The sequence below is a fragment of the Duganella phyllosphaerae genome, assembly GCF_001758785.1.
GTDB classification, from domain to species: Bacteria; Pseudomonadota; Gammaproteobacteria; order Burkholderiales; family Burkholderiaceae_D; genus Rugamonas; species Rugamonas phyllosphaerae.
On the sequence record NZ_LROM01000093.1, the window covers coordinates 65,563 to 78,443 of the forward strand.

Sequence of the window (12,881 nt, forward strand, 5' to 3'; positions counted from 1 at the left end):
TAGGGTAACGTGTTGTTCCTCCCAGATCAACACGAAGTTGATTCATGGCGCAATATTTGTTAAAACTGGAACCTTCTGACGGGGTTTTAAGACGAAATCGGCACATTCCTTGAGAATTCCCCTGGCGCGGTGTTTCTAGCCCGCTGTTACAATTTGTTGCCACAGATACTAGTTAGCCACTGGCCCCGCCCCGCCAACCGGACTACCATACGATCATGCGTCTCAGAGTCCCTGACACGCACCACCGACAGTCAAACAACACGAGGTATCGAACATGAGCCTGCACACCAAAATTATCGCGGCCGCCCTTTGCGTCAGCGCCCTGCCGTTCACACAAGTTGCCAGCGCCGCCGATTTCGAAGATTACGGCCGCGTGGTGCGCGTCACCCCGCAGGTCGAGCAGATCAACCGTCCACGCCAGGAATGCCGTACCGAATATGTGCAAGTCCAGCAGCCGCCTCCACAGCGCGGCGTCGGCGGCGCCATCATTGGCGGCCTGATCGGTGGCCTGGCCGGTAACCAGGTGGGCGGCGGCAGCGGCCGCTCGGCAGCCACCGCAGCGGGCGCCATCGCCGGCGCCGTGATCGGCGACCGTACCGAGAACTCGAACAATTCCGGCAACGGCGGCTACCAGGAACAGCAAGTCAAGCAGTGCCGCACGGTCGATCACTGGGAATCGCGTACCTCCGGCTACCAGGTCACCTACGAATATCGCGGCCGCAACTACACCGACGTGATGTCGTACGACCCCGGCGAACGCCTGCGCCTGCGCGTGGCGATCGAGCCGATGCAGCGCTAATCCCCACCACGTTCCCGCAACACGCATGCCGTACCACTTGGGGTCGGACCTTGTCCAGGGTCCGACCCCGGTCTGCTTCAAGGGTCCCATGCACATACGGCTTGCCGCTGGCGTCGCCCACGCGGGATAATGCGGCTTCATTCCCGCCTTATCGACCAACCCGCCCCCATGCTGATCAAACGTAAATCCATCGAAAAAGAAGAATCCTCCCGCCCGGCGCGCAAGCCCAAGTTTGCGCCGGTCACGCTGTCCGAGCAGGACGGCGTGCGCTACCTGCATTTCGGCACGGAGTGGGTGCAAGGCGCGATGCGTATCCGCAAGCCCAACTGGCCAGAGCTCGAATACGCGCAGCAGATGATGGCCGCCATGCTATGGCAGGAACAACCGCGCCACGTGGCCCAACTGGGCCTGGGCACGGCCACGCTCACCAAGTTCAGCTACGTCACGTTCCCGGCAGCCACCATCACGGCGGTGGAGCTCAATCCATCGGTGATCGCCATCTGCGAGTCGATGTTCAAGCTGCCGCCAAACGACGCGCGCCTGCGTGTGCTGGAAATGGATGCGCTCGACTTCGTCAACGACGAGGCCAATGCGGACACCATCGACGCCCTGCAAGTGGACCTGTACGACGCCACCGCGCGCGGCCCGGTGCTCGACACCGCCGAGTTCTACCAGGCGTGCAACCGCTGCCTGCGTGACGATGGCATCATGACGGTGAACCTGTTTGGCGACCATCCGAGTTACGCGCGCAATATCAAGGCCATCAAGTTCGCGTTCACGCAGGTGATTTGCCTGCCGGAAGTCCATGACGGCAACGTCGTGGCGATCGCCTTCAAGCGCCAGCGTCCGATCGACATCGAAGCGCTCACCGCGCGGGCGGCGCAGATTTTTGCAGAGACCAAGCTGCCGGCCAAGTCGTGGGTCAAGGGCATTGCCGCCAGCCTGGCGAAATAAGCAGTAATGCAGCAGCGGCGCCGGAACGGTCCGGCGCCTAGCCAGTGGGAGCTACGCATGGCCGCACCGCTCGATCTGCAAGACATTTATAACTGGCTGCTGGCCGACAACATGGTGCGCAAGAGCGAGATCAATACGCTGTACGCCCACAGCCAGGCCATCATGAAGAACAGCCCGATGCACCCGCTGTGCGCGGTGGCCCACGGCAAGCTGCTGTCGGCCCAGCCGCCGCACAAGCTGCTCACGCTCGACGCCCTGTGCGAGTGGATGGCGCAGCGCCACCAGCTGCCGTTTATCCGCATCGACCCGCTCAAGATCGATTTTACGAAGGTGGCCGACGTGATGTCGGCCAGCTACGCGGCGCGCTTTCACATCCTGCCGGTGGAACTGACGCCGGACACGCTGGTGGTGGCCACCTGCGATCCCAACGCCACCGAGTGGGAAGCGGAAATCGCGCGCCTGTCGCGCCGCGCGATCCGCCGCGTGATCGCCAATCCGCTCGACATCGCCCAGTACACCACGCAGTTCTTCAGCCTGGCCAAGTCGATCAAGAAGGCCAACAAGAGCAACAGCAACGAACTGGCGCTGCGCAATAACTTCGAGCAACTGGTCGAGCTGGGCAAGGCCAGCAAGCAGGTCGATGCCAACGACCAACACGTGATCAACATCGTCGACTGGCTGTGGCAATACGCGTTCGAGCAGCGCGCCTCCGACATCCACCTCGAACCCAAGCGCGACATGGCCTCGATCCGCTTCCGCATCGACGGCGTGCTGCACCAGGTGTACCAGGTGCCGGCGGTGGTGATGATCGCCATGACCGCGCGCATCAAGCTTCTGGGCCGCATGGACGTGATCGAAAAACGCCGCCCGCAGGACGGCCGCATCAAGACCCGCACTGCCGGCGGCCAGGAAGTGGAACTGCGCCTGTCCACGCTGCCCACCGCCTTCGGCGAAAAACTGGTGATGCGTATTTTCGATCCCGACGTGGTGGTCAAAACCCTGCCGGAACTGGGCTTCCCGGTGGACGACGCCGCGCGCTGGGACAGCCTCACGCGCCGCCCGCACGGCATCATCCTGGTGACCGGCCCCACCGGCTCGGGCAAGACCACCACCCTGTACACCACGCTCAAGGCGCTGGCCACGCCGGAGGTCAACGTGTGCACGGTGGAAGACCCGATCGAGATGGTGGAGCCGGCCTTCAACCAGATGCAGGTGCACCCGGCCATCGACCTGACCTTTGCCGACGGCGTGCGCGCGCTGATGCGGCAAGACCCGGACATCATCATGGTCGGCGAGATCCGCGACCTGGCCACGGCCGAAATGGCGATCCAGGCCGCGCTTACCGGCCACCTGGTGCTCTCCACCCTGCACACCAACGACGCGCCGTCGGCGGTGATGCGGCTGCTGGAGCTGGGCGTGCCCTACTACCTGCTGGAGGCCACGCTGATCGGCATCATGGCGCAGCGCCTGGTGCGCACGCTGTGCGACCACTGCAAGGCGCCAGACGGCGAACTGGCCGACGACCTGTGGCACAGCCTCGGCGGCGCCTGGAATATGCCCAAGCCGGCCGCCATTTATCGTGCGGTGGGCTGCGCCGAGTGCCGGCAGACCGGCTACCGCGGCCGCACCGGCCTGTACGAACTGCTGACGGTGAGCGAGCCATTCGGCGAACAGATACGCGCGGCAACCGACGTCCACGCGCTGCGCCGCCAGGCCATCGCCGACGGCATGAAACCGCTGCGCATCGCCGGCGCGCTCAAGATCGCCGAAGGCGTGACGACAGCGGACGAGGTGCTGAAGGCGACGGCGGCGTTGACCAACCAGTCGAACAATGCTGCCGCCGTCAAATCCGTCCAGCCGGAAAATACCGCCGCCATCAAATCCGTCATTCCCGCGAAGGCGGGAATCCATGGAACCTGAGCGCCGAGCAAGCGCCTCGCGAAAACGCCATCAAAAAACACCTTGGCAGCAACCGCCGAGCTGTATATAATACGGCCTCTTTCGGGGGTCGTTAGCTCAGCTGGTAGAGCAGCGGACTTTTAATCCGTTGGTCGCAGGTTCGAATCCCGCACGGCCTACCACCGAATTCAAGCAGCATCAGATCAAGGTTACCCGCACTATGCGCGTAGCCTTTTTTTGTATTCGCGCACAGCCATCATGCCCACCACGCTCACCCACCTGTTTGACAAGCCCGCCCGCCACCAGCCTGTCGTGGCGCAAAACGCCATCGCGCTGACCGCAGGCCTGGGCATCGATGGCGACGTCCACGCCCACAGGCTCAGCCCGCGCCAGGTGCTGGTCACGCTGACATCCGAACTCGACGCGCTGGGACTGGCGCCGGGCGCGCTGTACGAAAACCTGGTGATCGAAGGCGCCGCGCCCGAAGATTTCTGCCCCGGCAGCGCCATCGTCAGCGGTGACGTCGAAATCCGCCTGACCATGTACTGCGAACCGTGCCAGCGCATCGCGCCGCTGGTCGGCAACCTGGCGGCCATGGTCGGGCGGCGCGGCATCCTGGGCGTGGTAGTCCATGGCGGCACGCTGCACACGGGCGATGCGGTCTCGCTGATACCGGGGCGCTACCCACCGCTGCCGGCATCGGTGCAGCAAAAGTTCCGTGACTTTATTGCGACCATTCCTGAAGGTCGCGTGGTACGTTACCGCGATGTCACCATGGCCATCGGCGTCGATGACAGCTTCGTGCGCGCCCTGCCCGGCTACATCAAACGCAACCTGGACGCCGGACTGCCGCTGCACCGCATCGTCAACGCACGCGGGCAGTTGCTGGCGGCGCTGCCGCAGCAGGCCAGCATGCTGGCAGCCGAAGGCGTACCGTCCGATGGCGCGGTCGATCTCGAGCGTTTTCTCTGGCGGGGCTGAAACTGGCCGTTACGATACCAGCCAGCGCACCCCGCCCGTTACCGACAACTGCGCCCAGACCGGGCCGATTGACAGCCCCGACAGTATTGGTCACTATCGCCTTTTAACTTCTTTTGGGCGACTGTTTTCATGACCTTACCGCGTCTTTCCGTTCTTGCCTTTGCCCTTGCCACCGCACTTTCCGGCGCCGCCCACGCCGCCCATGCAGCCCCGGAAGCACCGGCAGCCACGCACGCCAAGCGCGCCATCACCCACGAAGACGTGTGGCTGATGAAGCGCGTGGGTGCGCCGACCGTCAGCCCGGACGGCAAGTGGGCGGTATTTTCCGTCACCGATCCGGCCTACGACAGCAAGGAGCAATGGTCAGACCTGTGGATCAAGTCGCTCAATGACGACAGCGCGCCACGGCGCCTGACCTTCAGCAAGGGCGGCGAAGGCGCCGTCAACTGGTCGCCCGACAGCCGCCAGCTGGTATTTACCGCCAAGCGCGACGGCGACGACACCAGCCAGATCTACCGCATCGACATCGCTGGCGGCGGCGAGGCCCAGCGCCTGACCACCCTCACGCTCGGTGCGCGCACGCCCAGGTTCAGCCCCGATGGCAAACAGCTGCTGTTCGTCAGCGACGTCTTCCCCGGTGCGGCCAGCGAAGAAGACAACAAGCGCATCGCCAGGGAACGCAAGGACCGCAAGTACAACGTGCGTGCCTACGAGAGCTTCCCGCCGCGCTTCTTCGACAAGTGGCTCGACGATAAAAAGGTGCGCCTGTTCGTGATGGATGCCGCCGTCGGCGCGGGTATGCCACCTCCACGCGATGTACTGGCAGGCACCAAACTGGCCGAGCTGCCAGGCTTTGGCGGCGGCCAGGGCGACGACGGCCAGTCGCTCGACGCCGTCTGGTCCGAAGACGGCAAGACCATCGTGTTTACCGCCTCGACCAACCGCGACGAAGCGGCGCGCGCGCCGGGCTACACGCAAATCTTCGCGCTGCCGGCAGCGGGCGGCGAAGTGCAGCAACTCACCCAGGACAAGCACAGATACAAGGCGCTCAAGTTCAGCCGCGACGGCAAGACCCTGTTTGCGCTGACCGAAGAGGAAGCACCGGGCAAGGTGTACGACGTCACCCGCCTGGCCAGCCTGGCCTGGCCGGTGACCAACCCGGTACCGAAAATTCTGACCGCTTCGCTCGACCGCTCGATCTCGCGCTTCGCCCTGCCCGATGGCGCCAACCGCATCGTGTTCAGCTACGAGCACGCGGGCCTCGAGCAGCTGCATTCGATCAAATATGACGGCAGCGACCTGCGCGCGGAGAGTTCTCCTGCCACCGGCGCCATCGGATCGTTCAACGCTGGCGGCAAGGCCGTGGTGGGCGTATGGGAGTCGGCCATCAATCCGCCGGAGGTGTATTCGTTCACCGGCACGCCTGGGGGCCAACCCAAGCGCCTGACGTCATTCAACGTCGAGCGGGCAGCTGCCATCGACTGGCAGGCGCCCGAGCACTTCTGGTTCAAGGCCAGCGACGGCCGCATGATCCACAACATGATCATCAAGCCGGCCAACTTCGACCCGACCAAAAAATATCCCCTGTTCTCGGTGATCCACGGCGGCGCGGCCAATATGTGGCGCGACCAGTTCGTGCTGCGCTGGAATTACCACCTGCTGGCCAAGCCGGGCTACGTGGTGCTGCTCACCGACTACAAGGGTTCGACCGGCTACGGCGAAGAATTCGCGCGCGCGATCCAGGGCGATCCATTAAAAGGTCCGGCCGAGGAACTGAACGAGGCAGTGGACGAAGCGGTCAAAAAGTACAGCTACATCGACGGCAGCAAGCTCGCCGCCGGCGGCGCCAGCTACGGCGGCCACCTGGCCAACTGGCTGCAGGCCACCACCACGCGCTACAAGGCGATCGTCTCGCACGCGGGCGAAATGGACCTGATCATGCAGTGGGGCACCAGCGACAGCATCTACGGGCGCGAAGTCAACAGCGGCGGACCGGTGTGGGAAAACCTGCCCGTGTGGCGCGACCAGAGCCCGGTGATGCAGGGCGGTAATCACGCCAAGGGCACGGGCTTTACCACCCCGATCCTGATCTCGGTGGGCGAGCTCGATTACCGGGTGCCGGCCAATAACGCGCTGATGAACTTCGCCACCCAGCAGCGCCTCAACGTACCGAGCAAGCTGCTGGTCTTCCCGGAGGAAAACCACTGGATCCTGAAAGGCGAAAACAGCCGCTACTTCTACAACGAAGTACACGGCTGGCTGGCGAAGTATCTCAAGTAAGCCGGCTGGCGGCGCCCCGCTGCGGAGCGCCCTGGTGTGTGCCATCCATCAGTTGAAGCTCAGGCCACCCGCATTGGCGTTGGTCAGCGTCTTGGCCTTGAAGTCAATTGTGAAGCGGTCGCTCGGCTTGGCCGAACCGAGTCCCTTCAGGATCGCGAACACCTGCTTGAACTGGTTCTGGAACAGCACGTTGACCGGGTTCTGGTCCGACGGCAGGTCGCCGATCTTGACGATCGCCGCCGGCGATGCGGGGAATGCCCCCATCAGCACCTTGTACTGCGCCACCCGCTGCGCCCCCATGTCGCGCAACGCCAGCTCGCCCGCGTACACGGTGCGATGGAAGTCGCCGTAGAACTCGTAGGCCGAGATCTTGGCGAAGTCGTCCAGTTTCAGTCCGGCTGCCGTGGCCAGCTTGTCGGCCCTGGCGGTGGCGTCGGCCCAGTCGGCCGTCAGCTGGCTCGCTGCCACCACGGTGCCCGACGGCGTACCCTTGGCGGCGCAGCTGGCGGTGAGCGGCAGCACGCCGGCATTGTCCTTCAGTTGCGCCAGCGTGACCTTGGTTTGCAGCTGCGAGAGGATCAGCATCTGGCGCGCGTCGAGCGCCATGGCCGCCTCCTTCATCTCGCACGGCCAGTAATCGTTCATGAAGCGCAGGCGCGACAGTTCGCCGAAATAGGTGCGGGTGAATTCACCGTAGGACTTGCTGTCGAGGATGCTGCGGTTCCAGCGCTTGGCCACGTCGGCCGTGGCGGTGCTGCCCTGCAGGTAGTCGTATTCCACCTGGTAGTAGGGGAACAGTTCGTTGTAACCCTTGACCACGTCCAGGCCCACGGTCTGCACGTCTACCTTATCCTGGTCGAGCACGGTGACAATCTTGTAGGCCGCTCCGAACACGGCCAGCGACGGCGACTGCACGTTGACCAGGTAATTGCCGGTACTGTCCTGGTAGTCGTTGGTGCCGTTGAAGTGCATGTGGCCGCCCATGTGCAGGCGCAGCCCGGTGCTGGCCACAGCGCCGGTGGTGGCGGCGGCAGGCATGCGCGTGACCTGGAATGCGCCCGGCTTGAACACGGCCTTCATGGCGTCGGTCTGGTTGGCGTAAAAGTCCATGGTCGGATAGTGCGAGAACGAGATCACCTGCTTGCCCTGCGCCTTGGCGCGCGCCATCACCGACGTGATCCACTCCATCTGGTGGATTTTATGAGTCAGCATCTTGTTCCAGCCGGCGTCGCCGGCGTTGTCAAAGCCCTTGAAGGACTTTGGATTGGCCGGGTCAAACTTGGCATTTGGCACGTGGACATTGACGTCGAGCGACAGCAGCCACAAGCCCTTGACCGGTTCCACCAGGTAGGAAGCGTCGACGATGCTGGTGCAGTTGGTGTACGTCTTGCCGGCCACCTTGTACTTGCCGCCCTCGCCCTCGGTGCAGATCTCGAACTGGCGCCTGACCACGTCGCTGGCGGCCTGCGCTGCCTCGTACGTGTACTTGCCGTCGGCGTAGGCCGTAAACGGGGTTTCCCAATGCACGTCGCCCTTGTTCGGCATGTAGCCGAAGTCGCCCAGCTTGGCCAGCAGCTTCTCGTAGCCCTGCTCCACCATCGCATTGGTGCACACCACCGTGCTGTCGCCGGCCTTGCAGGCGGCTGCGCCGGTGGCGTACACCTTCTGCTCCTTGCCGTCCTTGGTGAGGAAGTCGTTCTTGCCCGCCTCGTCGTCATCATACGGCTCGTTCGGATCGTGGTTGCCGGGGGCGATAAAGAAGCGCATGCCCTTGGCCTGGTATTCCTTGAGGATGTCGGTGATGCCGTCGATGTTGATCGGCTGGGCGTCGTCGGAGATGTCGCCCGGCAGGCCGACCAGGCGGACGTTCCTGGCATACGCGTCGTCGAGCGCGGCGCGGAAGGCGAAGTAGTTTTCGTTGAACAGGCGGGTGGACGTCAGTTCCGCATACATGGTGCGAATGGTGGCGTTGCGGCCATCCTTGGTGGGAATGCCGGCAAACCTGGTGCTTTTCAGATCGCCATAGACGTTCTCGAAGTGCACGTCGCTCATGAAGGCGACGCTGGGCAGCGCCGGGTCTGCCGCCACCGGTGGCGTGGCCGGTTTGCTGTCGCTGATGTTGTTGATGTTGTCGCTGCTGTCGCTGCCGCAGGCGGCCAGCAGAGCCGCCAGCAACGATGCCGACCACAGCTTGGCGGGAAACTTCGGGTTCATGCTCGCTCCATACTGTTAGTTATGGAGCAGCATTGTCACATCCAAAAATGACAGCTTGAAGACAAGCGGGCGCTGCCAGCAACAAGCGCTTGTTTAGTCAACGATATTAAACTGCTACAGAAAATCCATCGTCGTTTGACCGTCGCATTTTCACGATGCAATACTGAAAAAGCACTGTGAACCAGCAGGACCGCCAGAGTCCCGCCCGCAGCGATAACAACCACAACGACAACAATGATGGAGACAACATGACCTTCGCAACGCGAAAAACCCTCGTATGCCTGGCGGTGGCCGGCGCCTGGACTGCAACCGCCCTGGCGCAGGAAGCGCCCAAGGACAGCGGCAAAGTCGAAGAGGTGGTGGTCAGCGCCACCCGCTATTCCACCTCGCTGCTGAAAACCCCGGTGGCGGTATCGGCCTTCAACCAGGACTACCTGGACAAGCAGGGCGTGACCAGCATCTCCGACCTCTCCGGCGACATCCCCAACGTGGTGATGAATCCCAACCTCAACGGCGCGGTGCAGATCACCATCCGTGGCGTGACCTCCAACGACACGTCCGAGATCAGCAGCCCGTCGGTGGGCTACCACGTTGATGGCATGTACTCGCCGCGTCCACAAGGTGCGCAGGCATTGATGTTCGACCTCGAACAGGTGGAGGTGCTGCGCGGCCCGCAAGGCACGCTGTTCGGCCGCAACTCGACCGCCGGCAGCATCAACATCATCACCGCCAAGCCCGACTTTTCCGGCAACTACGGCAAGGCGCAGATCGACCTGGGCAACTACAAGAAGCGCCAGCTCAACGTGATCCAGAACATCGCCGTCAACGACTCGCTGGCGCTGCGCGCCACGTTCATGAAGGTGCTGCGCGATGGCTACGCCAACCAGACGTCGGATACCACCGAAGCCAACTTCCCGGCCCAGGGCTGGGTACCGAACGGCATTCCCGATGTCGACCAGCGCAACAACCGCAAGGTCGATAAAAGCGACTACTACACCAACCAGAAGGAATGGGCGGCCCGCCTGGGCGCGCGCCTGAAGGTGAATGAGGACGTGACCTTGCACGCGGCCTACGAGCAGTACCAGGATTCCGGCGCCGGAGGTTCGTCGTTCCGCGACTGCGACGCCTCGGCCGGCACAAAATACGACTGCAACACCATCCAGGTGGGTACCGGCGGCGGCAAGTGGGACCTCAACGTGAACGTGCCGGGCAGCGTGGACATGACCATGAAAACCATGCGCAGCGGGATCAACTGGAAGCTCAACGACAACACCGAGTTCGACTACAACTTCGCCGGCTCCCTGATGACCACCGACCGCCTGGAAGACGGCGACCGTGGCATGTCGTACTCGCAGCCGTGGCAAACCCAGGGCCTCAATACGCTGCCGCTGCCGGCCGGCGGTTCGTGGGGCACCAACCCGCTCAACGACTGGCATAGCCGCACCCAGGATGCGCACTATTGGTCCACCGTGCACGAGGCCCAGCTCAAGCAGCGCATCGGCAATGTGCAGTACGTGGGCGGCCTGTTCTCGATGAACGAACACAATCGCCTCAAGTTCGAAAACTTCTTCAACTTCCAGAACCCGTACGGCGATCCGGTCTCGGTGTTCTACAACCAGAAGAACCAGCAGATCAAGGCGCGCGCCGCCTTCCTGCAAGCCGACTGGCGCGCCATGCCGAGCCTCACGCTCACCGCGGGCGCGCGCTACAGCAAGGACACCCAATCGACCAACGGCGACGTGTACGGCAGCTGGGACAGCGCCACCAGCGGCTTCTATTACAACGGCCTGTTCAATCGCGGCACACCGGGCACACCGGGCTACCTGCCGCACATCGAGAGCACCAATCTCACCGACGCCATGGGTTCGACCGGCGGTACGGCGGCCTATGCCCGCTATGGTGCGCCATCGACCAACGAGAACGAACAAAGCTGGCGCAAGATTACCTGGCGCCTGGGCGCGACGTGGGACATCTCGCCGTCGCAGATGACGTACGCGTCGGTATCGACCGGCTACAAGGCTGGCGGCTTCGGCGACAAGAACGATACCTGCGGCTACAAGCGCTGCGCCGACGGCACGCGCGGCCAGGTCACGTACCTGCCGTATGGTCCGGAGAGCCTGATCAACTTCGAGTTGGGTTACAAGGGCCGCTTCCTCGACAACCGCGCCACGCTGGCGGTAACCGCCTTCTACATGCGCTACAAGGACATGCAGCAGACCGGCAACTACGCGGTGGGCACCATGATGACTGACGACGGCCTGCCCTGCCCGATCAACAACCCCACCTGCAATATCTACAGCGCCTGGCATACGGTCAACCTGGGCAAGGTCGATATCCCGGGCCTGGAAGTGGAGTGGACCTACAAGCCGACCAGCACCATCAAAATCGGCGGCAATATGGCGTTGATCAATACCAGCATCCACGACATGCAGCTCAACGAAGACAGTTACAACTGCTTCGCCCGCAGCGAAATTGGCGTGCAACCTTGCCCGGAACCGAGCACCAGCACCGATCCGCGCTACGCCGGCAAGCGGCTGTACAACATCAACGGCAACCACCTGCCGAACACGCCACCGGTCACGCTGAGCCTGAACTACTCGCAGTACTTCAACCTCGACAGTGGCTACACGATCTCGCCGTACGTCAAGGCCAACTGGCGCGCCAAGTCCTACTTCACCATCAACAACCTGGACATGGATCACGTGGGCCTGTACCAGAAGCCGTACACCACGGTGGACGCGCAAGTGCGCATCGATACGCCGGAGCGCAAATGGCACTTCGAAGCGTATGTGCGCAACCTGACCGACCGCCACGCCAAGGTAGCCGGCGATTCGGCCAACGGCGGCTACATGACGGCCTGGTTCATCGAGCCGCGCATGTTCGGTGTGCGTGCGGGCCTCAGTTACTAACCGGCCCACGCTCGTCATAATGCTGACAGGCGAAAAAAAGGGCCGGTAAGACCGGCCCTCGTTTCAGCGCATTCTGCGCATTACACTGCGAATTATTTCACGCGCAAAGAGTTTTGCACGTCGTGCACGCCCTTGACGCTACGCGCCACGGTGGCAGCCTTGTCGGCTTCAGCTTGCGATGGCACGAAGCCGCTCAGCGACACTTTACCGTTGTTGGTTTCCACTTTGACGTCCAGCGACTTGAGCGATGGCTCGGCCATCAGTTCGGTCTTGATCTTGGTGGTGATCACGGAATCGGCAACAGCGTCCTTGGCCAGCTCGGTTTTCGAGCGGGCTTCGCAGCTGGCCTTGTCGGTGCCGGTCATGTTGTTGCAATTGATGCCGGTCTGGGCGATGTCAGCCGATTGCTTGCCAGCCTTGGCATCGTTGATGGCAGCGGTTTGCTGCATCTTGGCGGTGCTCTTGCAGCTGTCCTTGTTGGCGCCGGTCATGGCGTCGCACTTTTCTTCGTCCAGTTCATAGCGGGCGTCGGCCACGGCGATGCGGGCTTTTTCCAGCGAGTTCTTGTCGTTCTTGAATTTGGTGGTGGCGTCAAGCTCAGCCTGCTTTTGATCGAGCTTGGCTTGTTCTTCGCAGATGTCCTTGGCGTTGCCCGATTGCGTATTGCAAGCGGACTTGGCGGTTTTGTAGCTGGCTTCGGCGCGATCGGTGGCGGCCTTGTAGGCGACGGTATCAGTTTTTGGGGTAGCAGCGAAAGTCATGCTGGTGGCGCTAGCCAGTACCAGGAAGAGCAGCTTGTTCATGATATGTCCCTCTGTGTTGTGGTGGTTGACGGACACATTAAA

General features: G+C 62.8%; 8 protein-coding genes and 1 tRNA gene. 7 read left to right on the forward strand and 2 right to left on the reverse strand.

Annotated elements, in window-relative coordinates:
* The first annotated feature begins 274 nt into the window (after positions 1-274).
* From DUPY_RS16530 to DUPY_RS16555, 6 genes are all read left to right on the forward strand, one after another.
* The gene (locus tag DUPY_RS16530) at positions 275-799 is read left to right on the forward strand and encodes a glycine zipper 2TM domain-containing protein (RefSeq protein WP_070249491.1); all 525 of its coding nucleotides are present in this window, start codon (positions 275-277) and stop codon (positions 797-799) included.
* 168 nt (positions 800-967) lie between these two features.
* Positions 968-1,753 carry a spermine/spermidine synthase domain-containing protein gene (locus DUPY_RS16535; protein ID WP_070249492.1) on the forward strand — a complete coding sequence of 262 codons (786 nt, stop codon included), beginning with the start codon at positions 968-970 and terminating at the stop codon, positions 1,751-1,753.
* Positions 1,754-1,810: 57 nt separating this feature from the next.
* Positions 1,811-3,673 carry a type IV pilus assembly ATPase TfpB gene (tfpB, locus tag DUPY_RS16540; protein WP_229255398.1) on the forward strand — a complete coding sequence of 621 codons (1,863 nt, stop codon included), beginning with the start codon at positions 1,811-1,813 and terminating at the stop codon, positions 3,671-3,673.
* Positions 3,674-3,758: 85 nt separating this feature from the next.
* A tRNA-Lys gene (locus DUPY_RS16545) sits at positions 3,759-3,834 on the forward strand.
* A 76-nt stretch (positions 3,835-3,910) separates the two neighbouring features.
* Positions 3,911-4,633 (forward strand): MGMT family protein, encoded by a 723-nt coding sequence (locus tag DUPY_RS16550; RefSeq protein WP_141749578.1) that lies wholly within the window; start codon positions 3,911-3,913, stop codon positions 4,631-4,633.
* Positions 4,634-4,762: 129 nt separating this feature from the next.
* Positions 4,763-6,913 carry a dipeptidyl-peptidase 5 gene (locus DUPY_RS16555; protein WP_070249494.1) on the forward strand — a complete coding sequence of 717 codons (2,151 nt, stop codon included), beginning with the start codon at positions 4,763-4,765 and terminating at the stop codon, positions 6,911-6,913.
* Between the two features lie 48 nt (positions 6,914-6,961).
* Here DUPY_RS16555 and DUPY_RS16560 read toward each other — a convergent pair whose 3' ends face one another.
* Positions 6,962-9,127: a metallophosphoesterase gene (locus tag DUPY_RS16560; RefSeq protein WP_208600058.1), complete on the reverse strand. Its 2,166-nt coding sequence runs from the start codon at positions 9,125-9,127 to the stop codon at positions 6,962-6,964.
* Between the two features lie 248 nt (positions 9,128-9,375).
* Between DUPY_RS16560 and DUPY_RS16565 the strand changes: the two genes are divergently transcribed.
* Complete coding sequence (locus DUPY_RS16565; protein WP_070249588.1) at positions 9,376-12,036, forward strand: TonB-dependent receptor; 2,661 nt, start codon at positions 9,376-9,378, stop codon at positions 12,034-12,036.
* 92 nt (positions 12,037-12,128) lie between these two features.
* On the opposite strand, the gene DUPY_RS16570 is transcribed toward DUPY_RS16565, so the two are convergent.
* Complete coding sequence (locus DUPY_RS16570; RefSeq protein WP_070249495.1) at positions 12,129-12,839, reverse strand: BON domain-containing protein; 711 nt, start codon at positions 12,837-12,839, stop codon at positions 12,129-12,131.
* Between the last annotated feature and the right edge of the window lie 42 nt (positions 12,840-12,881).